This window comes from Kitasatospora sp. NPDC048715 (genome assembly GCF_043198905.1).
Lineage (GTDB): Bacteria > Actinomycetota > Actinomycetes > Streptomycetales > Streptomycetaceae > Kitasatospora > Kitasatospora lactacystinica.
Genome location: NZ_JBICVH010000013.1, coordinates 63,981 through 81,039 on the forward strand (window position 1 = coordinate 63,981; position 17,059 = coordinate 81,039).

The window sequence follows — 17,059 nt, forward strand, 5'->3', positions numbered from 1 at the left end:
GATCTTCGATGGCACGGCCGCCATGGAAGCACGGAGAGCCGTCGGATGCGTGATCCGAAGCCGACCGACGGATGGACGGAATGCGGTACGCAGCGGCCGGGCGGGGCGTCGCCGGGCCGACGACCCCCTCCAAACGGCCTCGATCGCGCCCGTGCTGGTGATGGCGCGTGCCACGGAGGCGTGCTGATGGCACCCGGGCGTGCGCGTACGCGAAGGTTCGACAACGACCCATTTCTCGCGGAGCGGAGGCGATCGTGCCGGGTGGACGGAACGTTGTTCGTGCGGGACGGACGGTGCACGCAGCCGCGCCCCTGTCGCGCGCGGGACGCTCGGTCACCGGCCATCCAGTCTCGTGTCCCGACAACGAGCCGCCACACGGTTCGGTCACGGACGGCCTTCCGGCACCGCCGCCCACGGCTGCGGAGAAAAGATCAGGCACGAGCCCGGGTGATCATGGAGGTCTCTACGCTCCGTGACCACCGGGGGCTCGTGCCTGTCCTGCCGTCATGCCCGGTCGAACCGCTGTGGGCCCGGTTCGCGGCCGAGCGCGTCCAGCGAGGAGGGATCCTCCGGGCCCGCCTTCACCGGTCCGCTCCGCGAAGCCTTCACGACCTGATGGGCGCCCCGGCCGTCGCGGCCGACCCGGTCACCGCGCCCCGCCGGGCAGGACGCGGTCGGCCGCGGCCTGCACGGCGTCGAGGTCCTCGGCGATCTCCGCACCGGCGACGGCGTCCGGCAGTTCGTCCTCCATGTACCGCAGGGGGCGGTGGCGCAGGCCCAGGACGGCCCAGGCGATCAGCAGCAGTCCGCAGGTGACGAGGAGCAGGCCGGTGCCGCGGCCCGGCCCGGTGCCGAGGGCTCGTCCCACGGTGCCTGCCAGCGCCCCTCCCGGGTTCAGCAGGCCGGAGAAGTACCCGGCGAGGGGCGGGGCGGTGAGGAAGGCCAGCGGGGTCATGGCGACGGCGAGCATCTGGTTGGTGGCGAGCACCCGGCCCTGGAGCTCCGGGCCGACCTTGAGCTGGATGATGGCCAGCCAGTGCGCGTTGAGGATGCTCATGGACGCCCACCAGACGAGTGCTCCCACGGCCGCCAGCGTCACCGACGGACGCAGGCCGACCAGGACGACGCCCAGGCCGACGCCGCTCACGAACCCCACCATGCCGGTCGCCCGCCGCGCGGTGCCGCCCCACACCGCCACGATCAGGCTGCCCGCCACGGCGCCCGCGCCGCCGACCGCGGTGACCACGCCCACCGCCGTGGTGCCGCTGAAGGAGAGCACGCTCGGGACCGTCAGCGTCACCGCGAGGGTGCCCAGGTAGTTCTCCACCATGAAGAACACGATCATGATCATCAGCGGACGCCGCCGGATCAGGAACCGCCAGCCGCCGACGACGGTCCGGGCGAAGGACTCCTTCTGCCGCCGGAAGAGCCGGTCGGGGAAGCGCACCCACAGCAGCCCGGCCAGGCCGACGAGGAACGACGCGACGTCCACGGCCACCACCCAGGGCAGTCCGACCAGCCCGATCAGCGCGCCGCCGGCCAGCGGGGCGATCAGCGTCCCCAGTCCGGCGCCGAGGTTGGCCAGCCCGTTGGCCTGCACCAGGTACGGCTTGGGGACGAGCTGGGCGACGGCGGCCAGGTAGGCCGGTCGCCGGAACGCGGTCACCAGCGACATGACGCCCACGATCAGGCCGACCTGCCAGAGCGCCAGGCTGCCGCTCCACAGCGCGGCCACCAGGGACACCGTGGCGGTCGCGGAGACGGCGTCGCAGGTGAGCATGACCCGGCGGCGGTCGATCCGGTCCGCCACCGCGCCGCCCAGCGGCGCCGCGACGATCGCCGGGAGCATGGCGAGCATGCTGATCAGCGCGTAGTCGAGGACCCGCCCGCTGCGCTGGTAGGCCCAGACGCCGAGGGCGAACGAGGTCAGCGCGCTGCCGATCAGCGAGACGGTCTGGCCCGCGGCGACGACGTAGAACTTCCTGAGGTCGTGTCGCGCCGTCCGGCCGACGACCGTGACGTCGGCGATCGGCTCCGGCAGCAGGCCACCGGCCCAGGCCCCGAGCCGCTCGCCGATCAGCGCGGCGAGCTGGGCGGCCTGGTGCTTGAGGAAGTAGTGGCCCGCTCTGGGGAGGGTGGCCAGCTCCACCCGGTCGGCGAAGGCTCCCCACTCCGTGAACCGCTCCTCGTAGAGCTCGGTGGACCGGTCGCGTTCGCCGATCACGCAGAGCACCGGGGCCCGTAGCCTGCGGGCGTCCGCCCTGGTCAGTTCACGGGTGAACCAGCCCTGCGCCTGGTCCACGTCGTGCCGCAGGGCGCGCAGCATGGTCCGCTGTGCCGCTTCGGCCGCTTCCCCGTCGCCGTCGCCGTCGTCGTCCATGCCGCCGAGGGTGCGCAGGAAGTCCCGGTAGGCCCGGTCCGACGTCCAGCGGGTGGCCGGGAACCTGCTGCGCAGCCAGGTCGACAGACGCCCCGGCAGCCGCGCGCCGGGAAAGCTCCCGCCGACCAGCAGGCCCGTCACCGGGACGCCTTCGGCTTCCAGACGCAGCGCCAGTTCGGTGGCCGCGGCCGAGCCGACGCAGTGGCCGTACACCGCCACCGGGCCGACCCGGCCGCCCGTCCCCGGGGCCGGGCGGGCCGCCTCGGCCAGCTCGGCGACGACCCGGTCGATCAGCACGGTGAGCGGGAGCAGCGGCTCGTCCGGCCGCGCCGGGTCGTGTCCCGGCGGTTCCACCGCCAGCACGGCCGCGCCGGGGATCGCCTTGGCCAGTTCCGTGGCGAGCGGACCGTAGGCGGCGGCCGAACCGCCGCCGTAGGGGAGGCACACCACGGTGACGGTCGGGAGCCGGCCGGGCGGGGGGCCCGCCAGCCGGTGCAGCAGGCGGCGCTCACCGCCGGGCCCGTCCGCCTGTGCCGCGTCGAGGAACGCGGCCAGCTCGCGCACGGTCGGCCGGGTGAACAGGTCGATCACCCGGAGCGTCGGGTCGATCGCCCGGACGGCGCGCACGGCCCGGAAGGAGTCCCCGCCGAGGGCGAAGAAGTCGTCGTCGACGCCGATGCCGTCGGGGGCGTCCAGGTCGAGGACCTGTGCCCAGGCCTGTGCGACGCGCAGTTCGGTCGGCGTGCTCGGGGCGATGTGCTCGGTACTCGCCGCCGGCTCGGGGGCGGGCAGGGCCGATCTGTCCACCTTTCCGTTGGGGTTGAGCGGCAGCGCGGGGAGCACGACGATCGCCGTGGGCACCATGTAGTCGGGCAGTCGCTCGCGCAACGCCGTGCGCACGCGCGCGACGTCCACGCCGGTCGCCGGCGCCGCGGGGGTCACCCAGGCGGCGAGCCGCCTGGCACGGGCCTCGCCGACCGGCAGCACCACCGCTTCGGCGATCTCGGGCAGGTCGCGCAGCGCGGCGGCCACCTCGCCCGGTTCCACCCGGAAGCCGCGGATCTTGACCTGGTCGTCGATCCGGCCGAGGAACTCGAACAGTCCGGTCGTGGTCAGCCGGACCCGGTCCCCGGAGCGGTAGCACCGCGAGGTGCCGGTCACCGGGTCGGGGACGAAGCGCTCGTCGGTGAGGTCGGGGCGGCCGAAGTACCCGCGCGCCACGCTCGGCCCGCCGATCCACAGCTCGCCGGGCACCCCGGCGGGCAGCGGCCGGCCGCCGGGGTCGACCACGTAGCAGTCCACGTCGGCCAGTGGCCGACCGATCGGAACCGTCCCCGAACGCCGGGCCGGCGGGGTCTCCTCCACGGCGCAGCCGAGCACGGACACCGTGGTCTCGGTGGGGCCGTAGTGCACCTGCACGGACAGCTCGGGCCGCGCGGTCCGGATCCTGGCCACCAGGTCCCAGGAGCAGGCCTCTCCCGCGAGGATGAGCAGCTTGCGGGGCAGCACGCGGCCGAGGTCCCCGTGGGCGGCGAGCAGTTCGAGGTGGCTCGGCACCATCTTGACCGCGTCGACCGGGTGCGCCTCCAGGTACTCCCCGTACGCCTCCGGGTCGGTGGCCACCTCGCGGTCCACCAGGTGCACCGTGCCGCCGGTGGCCAGCGCGCCGAAGAGGTTGGTCATGCCGAGGTCCGCCGCGTGGGTCGACACCAGGGCGAACGCGCCCCCCTCGACACCGCAGCCGGTCAGTCGCTCCGTCACCGCGTGCAGGTAGTGCACGATCTGCCGGTGCTCGACGGTGACGCCCTTGGGGCGGCCGGTCGAGCCCGAGGTGAAGACCAGGTAGGCCGGCGCGGTCGGATCGACGGCCACGCCGGGTGCTCCTCCGGGCTGGTCGTGTGGCGTTTCCGGGGTGGGCGGACCGTCGAGGAGCAGCAGCTCCGCGGGGGTGCCCGCAGTGTCCGCACCGCGTCCCGGGAGGCGCCGCGCGAACTCCCGTTCCGCGAGGACGACCCGCGCACCCGCCGTCGACAGGATGTCGGCCAGCCGGTCGTCCGGGTACGCGGGGTCGAGCGGCAGGTAGATCGCGCCGGCTTTGAGCGTGGCGAGCAGGGCGACCACGAGCGGTGTCCGGCGGTCGGCCAGGACGGCGACCGGTTCCTGCGGTCCGACTCCGGCCGCGAGCAGCCGGTGCGCGAGCCGGTTCGCCCGCCGGTCCAGCTGTCCGTAGGTGAGTTCGCCGTCGGGGCCCACGACTGCCGTCACGTCGGGCCGTTCGGCCGCCCAGCGCTCGACCAGACCGTGCAGCGGCTGCTCCAGGTCGAACTGCCGGCGCGGCCCGGACAGCAGCGGTCCGTCCACCGGTTCCACGGCCACCTCGCGCACGGGGCGGTCGAGATCGGACAGCACACCGTCCAGCAGGACCGCGTACCACTCGGTGATCCGCTGCGCGGTGTGCCGCTCGAAGAGGTCGGTGCGGTAGATCAGCGACCCCTCGTAGGTGTCGCCGGTGCCGTTCGAGGAGGTGGCCGCGAACGCCAGGTTCAGTTCGTACTTGGCCGTCGTCGCCGGCGGTGCGAAGACCCTCGCCGTCAGGCCCGGGAAGCGCGGCGCCGCCGTCGGGGTGTCGATCACGTTGAGGAGGACCTGGAAGATCGGCGTGGTGGAGAGGTCGCGGGCCGGGCGCAGCCGGTCCACGATCCGCTCGAACGGGACCTCGGTGCGGGCGAAGGCCTCCAGGGCCGCGTCGCGCACCCGGGTCAGCAGCTCCCGGCCGCTCGGCCCGCCCGACAGGTCGGTCCGCATGGTCAGGGTGTTGATGAAGAAGCCGATGGTGTGCTCGGTGTCGGGGTGCCGTCGTCCCGCCTCGGGCACGCCGACCGGCACGTCGTCGACGCCCGACAGCCGGGCCAGCAGCTCCTGCCAGACCGCGAGGAGCACCATGAACGGCGTGCAGCCGGTCTCGGCGGCCCGCCCGCGCACCTTGGCGGTCAGGGCGGCCGGAAGGATCACCGGCACCTCCGCGCCCGTGCGTTCCGCGATCGGTGGGCGGGGCAGGTCGGTGGGCAGGTCCAGGACCGGCTCCAGACCGGACAGCGCATGGACCCACCAGGCCAGGTCGGTCTCCGCGCGGTCCCGGTCCTCCGGCCGCCGGGAGAGCCAGTGCGCGTAGTCCGCGTACTGGACCGGTGGCGGTGCGGGAGACTCGGCCAGCCCGAGCCGCGCCGAGTAGAGTGCCGCCAGTTCCGCCACCGCCACCGTCCTCGACCAGGCGTCGAAGGCGATGTGGTGGACCGTCAGTGCCAGGACGTGCTCGTCGGCGCCGAGCCGGAGCAGCACCGCCCGCAGGGGCGGTTCCACGGCCAGGTCGAACGGCCGGCGCAGGTCCTCGGTCAGGCGGCGGTCCAGCGAATCCCGCTCGCCCGGCCCGGTCAGATCGGCCTCGGCCAGCGGTACCGCGTCCGCCGGGCCTGCCACTGCCGCCGGCTCGCCGTCGGTCTCGACGATCAGGCTCCGAAGGACCTGGTGCCTCTCGGCGAGATCCCGCACCGCCCCCAGCAGCGCCGCACGGTCCAGGGGGCCGTGCAGGTGCAGGGCGACCGGGATGTGGTAGGCGGTGCTCTCCGGATCCAGCTGGGTGAGGAACCACAGCCGGGTCTGTGCGGCCGACAGCGGGGCCGGAGCACCCGCGTCCGGGCGGGCGGGTATCGCCGGGGTGCCGCGGACCGCGGTGCGGCGGGCCGAGGCGAGCCGGGCGCGCAGCGCGTTGGTGAGCCGGGGGTCCCGCCGCTCGGCGGACACCTCGGTCATGCGGCACCGCCGCCGGTGGCGGAGGCCGGGCGGGCAGGTTCGGCCGGGTCGGCCCATTCGGCGACGTCGGCCGGGTCGGCCGCGTCGTCGAGGTCCGCCGATCCGGCGAGGTCGGCCAGCAGCAGGGCCTCCAGCGCGGCGGCGAAGTCGGCCAGGACCGGGTGCTCGAACAGCAGCCGCACCGGCAGCGCGAAGTCCAGCGCCGCCATCAGCCGGCCCGCGACCCGGGTGGCCGCCAGCGAATGCCCGCCGATCGCGAAGAAGTCGTCGTGCGCACCGACTTCGGTGGCCCCGAGGACGGTCTCCCACACCTCGGCCACCAGCAGCTCGGCATCGGTGCGCGGGGCGACCTGTTCGCGGCCGGTTTCGCGACCGGGCGCCGGGAGGGCGCCCCGGTTCACCTTGCCCGAGGCCGTCAGGGGCAGGGCGTCGAGCACGACCCACCGCCGGGGCACCATGTGGTCCGGGAGACGGGTGTGCAGGCGCTCCTCCACCGCGGGCGTGCCGAAGGCGTCCGCGGTCGCCGCCGAGGGGTCCACCGCGAGGTAGCCGACCAGGTGGGCGTCGGCTCCGTCGCCGAGGACCACGACGGCCGCGTCCACGACCGCCGGCTCCGCGCGCAGGGCGGTCTCGATCTCGCCGAGTTCGATCCGGTGGCCGCGCAGCTTCACCTGCTGGTCGCGGCGGCCCAGGAATTCGAGGGTGCCTCCGCCCGCGCCCCCGGCCATGGGGGTCCCCCCGGCCGAAGGCTGGGGGAGGCCGGGAGGTGCCCCCACCGGCCGGGGGGATCCCCATGGCCGCCAGCGGGCCAGATCACCGGTCCGGTAGCGCCGTCCGCCCGGCGTGAACGGATCCGCGGTGAACGCCGCCGCGGTCGCCTCGGGCCGGTTCCGGTAGCCCCGGGCGACGCCCGCACCGCCGATCCACAGCTCTCCGGTGACTCCCGGCGGCACCAGCCGGCCCATGGCGTCCAGCACGTAGGCCGTCTCCCCGGCCAACGGGCGGCCGATCGGCACCGCCTCGCCGACGGGAGTCTCCACCCGCGCCACGGTCGAGTAGACCGTGCTCTCGGTGGGCCCGTAGGCGTTCCACAATTCGCCTGTCCGCGCCAGGAGTTCGCGCGCCAGCCCGGGGTCCATCGGCTCGCCGATGCTGACGACGCGCACCCCTGGGGCCGACCACTCGGCGGCGACCAGCATCCGGAGCGTGGTCGGCGTGGCGGTCATCAACGTCACCCCGGCCCGGTCGATGGACCGCGCGACGGCATACCCGTCGACCGCGGCCTTGCGGTCCAGCATCGCCAGCCGGAGTCCGCAGGCCAGGCTGACCCAGAGTTCGAACCCGAACACGTCGAAGGCCGGTGACGTGAGACCCAGCATCACGTCGTCGGGCCGGACGCCCGGCCTGATCCGCATCGCGGCCACGAAGGCCGCCAGGCTCGCGTGAGTGACCTCCACGCCCTTGGGCCGGCCGGTCGAACCGGAGGTGTACAGCACGTACGCCAGATCCTCGGGCGCCGCCTCGGGCAGCCTCGTGGGTCCGGGGTCGGGCAGGCCGCCCAGGTCGAGGACGCCGACGCCGACCGATTCGCCGAGCTCGCCGGCCAGCGCGAGGGTCTCCTCGGCGGCGACGACGACGGTTGCCCCGGAGTCGGCGAGTTGGCCGCGCAGCCGTTCGGTGGGCTGGTCCGGTTCCAGGGGAACGTAGGCCGCACCGGCTCGCAGGACGCCGAGCAGGGCGGCGGGCAGGTACCGGTCGCGGGGAAGGCAGACCCCCACGGTGAATGCCGCCGCCGGTCCTGCCGCGGGCTCGGCCGCTCTCCTCGCGAGCAGGGCCGCGGCCACTCGCCGGGACCGTTCGGCCAGTTCCGCGTAGGTGAGTTCGCCGGCCGAGTCGGAGGTGGCCACCGAGGTCGGCCGCTGGGCGGCCTGGTCGAGAACGGCCGCCACCACCGTCCGCGGACCGCCGGCCGGCAGCGGGACTCCGGTGCCGGCGGCGAGCAGAGCGGCCTTCTCCGCTCCGCTCACCAGCTCCAGGGCCGACAGCGGAAGGTCCGGATCGGCCGCCGCGGCGCGCAGGATCCGGAGCAGCCGGTCGGCGAACGCCTCGGCGTCGGCCGGGCCGAACCGGTCCACGTCGTACTCGATCTGGAGCTCGGGCCCCCGCGCCGTCTCGTTGACGAACACGGTCAGCGCCGCCTGCGTCCCGCCGCTGCTCACCTCGCCGAGCAGCTCCAGACGGACGCCGTCGTGCTCCACCGCCACCGGGAGGCCGGCCGGCTGGAGCGAGAGCACGACCGGGGTGCCGATCGTTCCCCGGGGGTGTTCGACGCCGGCCGCCTCGAAGGCGTCCTGCACGGTGAACCCCGGATGGTCCATGACGCGGGCAGTCGTGGCGGAGGCACGGCCGACGGCGCTCCGGAAGGACAGTCCCTCCGCCAGCCTCAGCCTGATCGGCATGATGCCGACCAGTGGCCCGACGACCGCCTCCAGCTCGGGGTGCGCCCGGTGCGCCACGGCTGCGCCCAGGACGACGTCGGACCGGCCGGTGAGGCCGGCGACCAGCACACCGAGCGCGGTCAGGAAGGTCGAGAACGGAGTGGCTCCGCAGTCGGCCGCGAGCTCGCGCAGCATCGCCGCCGTCTCGGCGTCGAGGGGACGGGCCAGCCGTTCGCCGACCAGTCGACCGGGGCCGGCGGGCTCGGCGCGCCCGGCGGGCCCGGCGGAGAGGAGGTCGTGCGGCGGGACGGCGTCCGCCAGCTCCCGGGCCCAGAAGGCCCGCAACTCCTCGACCCGGTCGGGCCCGGCGGCCAGCGCGCGTTCGTGCAGCGCGATGTCGCCGACCTGTACGGGCGGCGGCGTGATGTCCGGGCCGCTGCCCGACCCGTGGTCCTCCCCACCACCCGGGATGCCGACCAGCTCCGACATCAGGACGCCGATCGACCAGCCGTCGAACGCCACGTGGTCGGTCACGACGACCAGTTCGGCGGTGTCGTCGTCGAGCCGGAGCAGGGTGGCCCTGAGGAGCGGTGTCTCGGTGGCGAGGTCGAACGCGTGGCTCGCGGCCGCGCGAGTCAGCTCGGCCGCCCGGCTCGCCCGCTCCGCCTCGGGCGCTCCCCTGAGATCGTGCTCCTCGAACGGCACCGGGGCCGGCGGGCGGACCAGCGCGACCGGTTCGTCGTCCACTCCCCGACCCGAGGCGTCCAGCACGACGCCGGCCGGCACGACGCTGCGCAACACCTCGTGCCGCTCGACCACCGCGTCCAACGCGGCCCGTAGCCGCGCCGTGCCCGGCAGTCCGCGCAGGCCCAGTCGGAAGGCGATGGTCGTGGCGCGCTCGGCGGAACTGACCTGCCGCAGCAGCCACATCCCCTGCTGCGCGGACGTCAGCGGGTACGTGTCCCGCCCTGTGTGACGGACCAGCGCGGGCTCCGGCCCGGTGCCCGAGCCGTCGGCCGACCGGGCTCGCAGCAGTGAAGCGAGTCCGGCGACGGTGGGCGCGGCGAGGAAGCCCGCCAGCGGGACGGTCGTTCCGAAGTCGCGGCCCAGGACGGCACAGACGCGAGCGGCCGCCAGGGAGTGGCCGCCGAGCGCGCCGAAGTCGTCGTGGATGCCGACATCCGCCAGACCGAGGGCACCGGCGACGACCTCCGCGATCCGCTGCTCGGTGTCGGTGCGCGGGGCCACGTACTCGGTGTCGACCCCGCGGCCGAACTCCACCGCGGCCAGTGCGGCGCGATCGGCCTTGCCGGTCGGACCGACGGGCAGGCGGTCGAGGACGGCGATCCGGGACGGCACCAGGTGGTCCGGCAGCCTGTCCCGGAGCCAGGCACGCAGCCGCGCCTCGGTGAGCGTCCGGTCGGCCGACTCCGCGTAGGCCAACAGCTGCCGGGTGCCGTCCGCGTCGGCCGGCGCCAGCACCACGGCGTGCTGGACGGCCGGGTGCCCCGCGAGCGTCGCCTGGACCTCGCCCGGCTCGATCCGGAAGCCGCGGACCTTCACCTGGTCGTCGACCCGCCCGGCGAAGTGGTGGAGCCCGTCCGCCCGCCTGACCAGATCGCCGGTCCGGTAGTGCCGGACTCCGGCCGCATCCGTGACGAACCGTTCGGCCGTCAGCTCCGGCCGGGCCAGATAGCCCCTGCTGACCAGCGGACCGGACACCCAGAGTTCCCCGACCTCGCCGTCGCCGAGCGGGTTCCCGGCGCCGTCACGTATCGAGAGGCCGCTCCGCGCGTAGGGCGACCCGATCGGCGGCTCCCCCCGCCCGGCCCTGGGCACCTCGTGGGTCACGCAGCTGACGGTGCATTCGGTCGGGCCGTAGCTCTGGACGACCCGTCGTACGCCGGCGTTGGCGTAGATCCGGTCCGCCAGGGCCCGGGTGAGCGGTTCCCCGCCCGCGCGGACGGTGCGCACGCCCGGCGGCAGCGGCTCACGCACGAGCGCGGCCAGTACGGACGGCGTCCCGTAGACCATCGTGACCTGGTCGCGCGCGGGCAGGGCAGGCAGCGCGAGCAGGTTCTCGGCCAGGATCACCGTCCCGCCGCCGAGCAGCGGGAGGAACAACTGGGTCACCGACGGGTCGAAACAGACGGACGTCGCGGCCAGCATCCCGCGGAGTTCGCCGGCCGAGTACACGGACGACTCCCACCGCAGCAGGGCCGTCACGTTGCGGTGCTCGACCACCACGCCCTTGGGCCGGCCGGTCGAGCCCGAGGTGTACATCACGTACGCGGCGTCCGTCGGCTCGCCGGACATGTCGAGGGCGGCGCGGTCGTCGGCGCCCGGGACCACCGTCTCGACGAGCAGCAGGTCGACGCCGGCAGCCCGGCGGACGTCCCCGCGGCGCCCGAGGACGGCCGACGAGGAGACCAGGTGGGAGATCCCGGCGTCCGTGGCGATGAACTCCAGGCGGTCCGCCGGGTGGGCCGGATCCAGCGGCACGTAGGCCGCACCGGCCTTCCACACCCCCAGCAGCGCCGGGATCAGCCACTCGTCGCGGTCCAGGCAGACCCCCACCAGCGAACCCCGCCCGACGCCCAGGCGGCGCAACTCGCGGGCCACGGCGGCGGCCCTGCGGTCGAGCTCCGAATACGTGGTCCGGACCGACTGCGCCACCACGGCGATGTGGTCCGGGGTCCGTCTCGCCTGTTCCTCGAAAGCCCGATGAACCCGGCCGGTTTCGGACATGCTCGCCGACGTCACTGTCGATCCCCCTCATGAACGTGCCACTGCACCGGAGCCACGTCCGTCGGGTTTTCGGTGCAAACGCCTTTTGAGCGCTGGTCGGTTGTCATTGCCGATGCTGCGTGCGGGCTGATGCCGTGTGCGGTCGGGCAGCCCGGGAAAGGTCGGCTCGAAGGCGTTTCGGGGCGGGCCTCCGGCGACGCGCCCACCGTACTTTGCCGTCTCCGGTGGGGTCCATAGCTGTGATCGACTTGTCAGCGCCGCTCCCCCTCGACCGGGACGCCGCTGCGCGAACGCGTGGTGCCGACCCCGCACGCTTCGCAAGGAGCGTGCGGGGTCGACGGGTTGGCGCGGGATCAGCCGGCGAAACGCCAGATGTGGTCGTCGTAGCCGTCGTAGACGCCGCCGTGCCACGAACTGTCGTAGCAGGGGTAGACGGTCAGGGGCAGGTCGTTGGCCCGGTCGCTTCCGTCGCCGGCCCAGCCGGCCACGTCCAGGCAGAGGCCGTTCCGGTAGTTGACGATCTCGTAGCCCCCGTTGCCGACCACGTCGACGAGGTACCACTCCTGGTTGTCGTTCGCGGGGTCGGAGTTGCAGGTGTAGACGGACACGGGGGCGCCGGCCGGGGCGGCGCCGTAGTCGGGCAGGTCGAGGCAGTAGCCGCTCTTGGCGTTGGCGAACCGGTACAGGGGCCGCCCGTCGACGGTGCGGGTCTGCTCCAGGTTCCACATCTGGTTGTCGTACACGCCGTAGCTGCAGTTGTACTGGCCGACCCGGGTGTCGAGCGGGTTCCAGCCGTAGCCCGGCAGGTCGGCGCACTTCCCCGTGGTGACGTTCTCGAGCGCAACGGTTTGCAGGTACGTGGCCGCGTGCGCGTTGGACGCGAAGGAGAGCGGGAGCAGCGCCGCGACACCGGCGGCGGCAAGAAAGCGGGCGGCTTTGGGCATCGGCATGAGGATTCCCCCATCGTGGGCGGTTTGGGCGGGAATTCCGTGCGTGTATCGCCTGGCTCCGACGGAGCTGCGATCGGGCACGAGGATAGGGGGGTCGAATGCGGCGCGAACCGTCAAGGATTCGATTACGGCCGAAAATGATTGCGCGACCGAAAGGCGCCGGTGATCCGGGTCAATAGAGGTGAGCGGCCCAGGCAGATCCTGACGGGGAATCAGGAGACGTCGTAGCCGGCGGCGTCCGCCCCTGACGCCGGTCCGGCGCCGGTCCGCGGACACGGGATACTTCCGATGATCATCGAACCGGTGGTCACCGGTGGGACGAGGAGGGGGAGGCATGGCGGGGTTCGTCGAAGTGGACGTGGTCGAGGCACTGGCACGCGGTGGGGCCGAGGCGCAGGACCGGGTCCTGGAGGAGCGGTCGGCGGAGGTGGCCGACGAGATGGCCAACGGGTTCGCCCGCCGGCACCCGGAGTTCGCGGCAAGGTCCGGATTCGCCCGCTGGCAGCTGGTGGCGCTCGCGGCCGGGGCGGTCTGCGCCCTGGCGGCGGCGGTGGTCGCGCCCATGGTCGCGCTCCTGCTGCTGACGACACTGGCGACGGCCTACAGCCTGCTGCACGCGGTGGTCGCGGTGGCCGGGCTGCTGAGCGGCGGACGCCGCGGGACCCCGGAGGAACCGCCGCTCGCGGACGCGGACCTCCCGTTCTACACCGTGGTGGTGCCCGCCTACCGGGAGGCCGGGGTGATCGGCGCCCTGGTCCGGCACCTGGCCGCGCTGGACTACCCGCCGGACCGGCTGGAGGTGCTCGTCCTGGTGGAACGGCACGACCCCGACACTATCCGGGCGGTGCTCGCCGCCGATCCGCCCGCCTTCGTCCGGATCGTGCGCCTGCCGCCCGGTCCTCCGCAGACGAAGCCCCGGGCCGTGAACCTGGGGCTGATGCTGGCCCGCGGCGAGCTTCTGGTGATCTTCGATGCCGAGGACCGGCCGGACCCCCTCCAACTGCGCCGCGTCGCCGCCCGGTTCGCCTCGGCCGACGACCGGCTGGCCTGCGTCCAGGCACAACTGCTCTTCCACAACGCCGAGGTGAACTGGCTGACCCGGCAGTTCGCCATGGAGTACGCCCTGCGTTTCCGGTTCTCGATGCCCGGGCTGGTGCGGCTCGGCATGCCGATCCCCCTCGGCGGCACCAGCAACCACTTCCGCACCGACACCCTCCGCACGCTCGGCGGCTGGGACGCCTGGAACGTCACCGAGGACGCCGACCTCGGCATGCGCTGCGCGGCGCTCGGCTACCGCACCGAGATGATCGAGACGGTGACCTGGGAGGAGGCCCTCGACGTGCCGGGGCCGTTCGTCCGCCAGCGCACCCGGTGGTTCAAGGGCTTCCTGATGACGGCGATCGTGCACACCCGCCGCCCACTCCGGACCCTGCGCCGGTTCCGCGCCTCGGGGCTGCTCGTGCTGCTCGGCGTGGTCGCGAGCGCCCCGGTGACCGCCCTGGTCCTGCCGGTGACGGCCGCCCTCACCGTGCTCGCCGTGTCGGGCCTGTTCCCGTCGTCGTTCGGTGCCGGGCTACTGGCACCGGTGCTGGTCGCCCAGGGGGTGTCGATCGTCGCGCGGGTCGGCATCACCTTCGCGGCCGCCCGGCGGGCCGACCTGAGCGGGTGGCCCGCGGTCTTCGCCCCGCTCTACTCGGTGCTGTGGTCGATCGCGGCCTGGCGGGCGGTCCACCAGCTGGCGTTCTCCCCGTTCAGCTGGGAGAAGACCCCGCACGTCGGCCAGGGGCACGCCGACGGCCGGCCGACCGGTGCCGCCGGCGAACCGGCCGACGGCGTCTCGTCGACGGCCTGACGGGTTCCGGGAACGCCCCGCTCGCCCGGTCGGCGCATTCGCCCCGCCGACCGGACCCGCCGACCGGACTGGCCGGGGTCGCCGTCGACGCGCCCACCCCACGGGTGCCCGCGTCCGGCCGTGCCGGTCCGCCTCCGGAGGGCACCGGCACCGTAGGGTCCTCTCCCAGGAGACGGGGCCGACCGGTCGCGCGGACCGGGGCGCCACGACGGCGCCGGGCCACGGCACGGACGAGCAGGGACGAGACGAAGGGAAGCTCACGTGCGACAGCGCAGTCTGCGGGACCTCCGGGTGTCGGCCATCGGCCTCGGCTGCATGGGGATGTCCGCCTTCTACGGCACGGCTGACCAGGACGAGGCCACCGCGACCATCCGGCACGCCCTCGACCTCGGCATCACCTTCCTCGACACGGCACAGGTCTACGGACCGCTCACCAACGAGTCCCTGGTCGGCGAGGCCGTCCGGGGTCACCGCGACGAGTACGTGATCGCCACGAAGTTCAACTACCGGATGGACGGCGCCGTACCGGGCGACATGTCGACCGTGGGCCGCCAGGACGGCTCCGCCGAGCACGTCCGCGAATCCGTCCACGGTTCACTCGCGCGGCTCGGCACCGACCGCATCGACCTGTACTACCAGCACCGGGTCGACCCGGACGTGCCCATCGAGGAGACCGTCGGCGCCCTCGGCGAACTGGTCGCCGAGGGCAAGGTCCGCCACATCGGGCTGAGCGAGGCGAGCGCGGAGACCATCCGCCGCGCCCACGCCGTCCACCCGGTCACCGCCGTCCAGAGCGAGTACTCGCTCTGGACGCGGGACGTGGAGGCCGAGGTGCTCCCCGCCTGCCGGGAACTCGGCATCGGCTTCGTGCCGTACTCCCCGCTCGGCCGCGGCTTCCTCGCGGGCCGTTTCAGCTCCCCGGACGAGCTGGACCAGGACGACTTCCGCCGCACCAACCCGCGCTTCACCAGGGCCAATCTGGCGGCCAACCTCAAGCTCGCGGAGAAGGTGAAGGAGATCGCCGCGGAGAAGGACGTCACCCCGGCCCAGCTGGCGATCGCCTGGGTCCTGGCCCGCGGCGAGGACCTCGTGCCGATCCCCGGCACCAAGCGCCGCGCCTACCTGGACCAGAACGCGGGCGCCGTCGACGTCGAGCTCACCGCGGACGACCTGGCCCGCATCGACGCCGAGCTGCCCGAAGTGGCGGGCGAACGCTACGACGAGGACGGCATGCGGGCGGTGAACCGCTGACCGACCGGCCCGACGGCACGGTTTTGAGGGCCGCATCCGTGACGGAACGGTTACCGTACGGCTGCGAATCATGTCGGCGGCGACTAGGCTTGAATCAAGCCCAGTGGTTCCTGGGATCATCCACCCCCATTGCCTCCACTGCATTCTGCGTGCGCGCGACACGTCTTCACTGATTCTTAAAGCTCCCCAAAGCAAGAGATTGTGACAGACGGGAGAGCCTCATGCTTATTGTTGTCATGACGTGCATGGCAGTTGTCCTGATAGGCCTCATGGTCCGCCTTTCGCGACCTGCCTATGCCGATCTCAAGTGCGGTGACGCACCCATGTACTTCGACGGCGGACTCGTCGTCACGTGGTCGGGGCCCGCCCCCGAAGAGGCACGGGTGAGGGTGGCGAACGGCGACATCTTCGAGCGGGTCGAGCAGGCCACCGGGCCGGGGATTCCGTCGGACTACCCCGAGAAGTACTTGAAGAACCTTCGCACGTCCGAGGTGTTCAACGCCTGCACTGCGTGGACTCCCGACGAGCTGGTGCGCTGGCAGGGACGCCACGGAATCGAGATGGAGCCCGAAGTCCTGAGCGTCTACGACAGCTACCTCAAGAACGGCAACACCATCTTCATGGCGCTGGTGGACCATCCGAGCGTCTCTGATCCGGGATCATTCGTGGCCTGCAGCCTGGTGCTCCAGCGCGCCGTGATCGTCCACAACGGCGGGCGTCAGGACCTGTTCCTTCGCTCATATTTCCACAGTGCGCGGGAAGACTCGTCGGAGTTTGTCAACTTCGCACCTGGCGGCAGTGTTCACTACTCGTTCAGAACCGATACCGTGTGGTTCCCCCTGGAGCTGACCCGGTTCATCTCCGAGCCGGCCTCGTACGTAGAGCTGGATATCGTCACTTCCGAGGGATTCGACGAGGGCCTTCTCCCGGCCCCGTTCTCGGCGCGAGAAAGCGGCTATGTACTTCTGGGGGACATCAAGTACCAGGCGAGGCGGGCCTCGGCTGTCCTCAGCATCGGAGATCAACATCTCGCCATCCCCGACTTCAAGCTAAAACTTGGCCGTTGAAATTCCACGCCTGCCCCGCCGAGGAATCGCGGGGCAGGCCTTCCGGCGGCCGGTTGGGGGAACGACCAGTGCACCCTGCCGAGATCATATACCTGACCGGATTGGCGCTGGCAGTCATTGCCGTGACTTCGCTGACCTATTTCGTTCGGATAGCAACGGAGTCCATGGCGCCGACACTGATTGTCGACGACCGTCTCCTGGTCGTCCGGAGGCCGGTACTGACACGGCACTGTCCGGCTCGCGGCCAGGTTGTCGTCTTCACCTCCGGTACCGACGGGCGCAGGGTGGTCAAGCGAGTCGCCGCCACAGGTGGGGACAGCGTTCTTGTCGGCGGCAGCGCCCGGGCAGACGGCTCGATCGACAACGGGACGCGGATCGACGTACCCCTGGACGGAATTTTCGTACTGGGAGACAACCGAAGGGTTTCACGGGACTCACGAGAATACGGGTGCATCAGTTCGCGGCAGGTAACAGGCCGGGCTGTTCTCGTCGTATGGCCGCCACGTCGATTGCGGGTGGTCCGGTGACAGCCGGAGTTCGCCGTACGAGACCGTACGAGACCG

7 protein-coding genes are annotated in these 17,059 nt (G+C 72.9%); 4 read left to right on the forward strand and 3 right to left on the reverse strand.

Annotated features, from left to right (window positions below; all coding sequences use genetic code 11):
* Nucleotides 1-646: 646 nt before the first annotated feature.
* The 3 genes from ACGFSC_RS24145 to ACGFSC_RS24155 form a co-directional block, all read right to left on the reverse strand.
* A complete protein-coding gene (locus ACGFSC_RS24145; RefSeq protein ID WP_359897227.1) occupies nucleotides 647-6,190 on the reverse strand; it encodes an amino acid adenylation domain-containing protein in 5,544 nt (1,847 codons plus the stop codon).
* A complete protein-coding gene (locus tag ACGFSC_RS24150; protein ID WP_359897225.1) occupies nucleotides 6,187-11,376 on the reverse strand; it encodes an amino acid adenylation domain-containing protein in 5,190 nt (1,729 codons plus the stop codon). The genes ACGFSC_RS24145 and ACGFSC_RS24150 overlap by 4 nt, the downstream gene beginning before the upstream one ends.
* Nucleotides 11,377-11,729: 353 nt before the next feature.
* Nucleotides 11,730-12,320 carry an RICIN domain-containing protein gene (locus ACGFSC_RS24155; protein WP_359897223.1) on the reverse strand — a complete coding sequence of 197 codons (591 nt, stop codon included), beginning with the start codon at nucleotides 12,318-12,320 and terminating at the stop codon, nucleotides 11,730-11,732.
* A 340-nt stretch (nucleotides 12,321-12,660) separates the two neighbouring features.
* On the opposite strand from ACGFSC_RS24155, the gene ACGFSC_RS24160 reads away from it, so the two are divergent.
* From ACGFSC_RS24160 to ACGFSC_RS24175, 4 genes are all read left to right on the forward strand, one after another.
* Complete coding sequence (locus ACGFSC_RS24160) at nucleotides 12,661-14,178, forward strand: glycosyltransferase family 2 protein (protein ID WP_359897221.1); 1,518 nt, start codon at nucleotides 12,661-12,663, stop codon at nucleotides 14,176-14,178.
* A gap of 261 nt (nucleotides 14,179-14,439) precedes the next feature.
* Nucleotides 14,440-15,429 carry an aldo/keto reductase gene (locus tag ACGFSC_RS24165; RefSeq protein ID WP_359897219.1) on the forward strand — a complete coding sequence of 330 codons (990 nt, stop codon included), beginning with the start codon at nucleotides 14,440-14,442 and terminating at the stop codon, nucleotides 15,427-15,429.
* A 245-nt stretch (nucleotides 15,430-15,674) separates the two neighbouring features.
* Nucleotides 15,675-16,496, forward strand: coding sequence for a hypothetical protein (locus ACGFSC_RS24170; RefSeq protein WP_359897218.1), 822 nt, complete (start codon nucleotides 15,675-15,677; stop codon nucleotides 16,494-16,496).
* Nucleotides 16,497-16,564: 68 nt separating this feature from the next.
* Nucleotides 16,565-17,023, forward strand: coding sequence for a S26 family signal peptidase (locus tag ACGFSC_RS24175; protein ID WP_359897216.1), 459 nt, complete (start codon nucleotides 16,565-16,567; stop codon nucleotides 17,021-17,023).
* Nucleotides 17,024-17,059 lie beyond the last annotated feature (36 nt).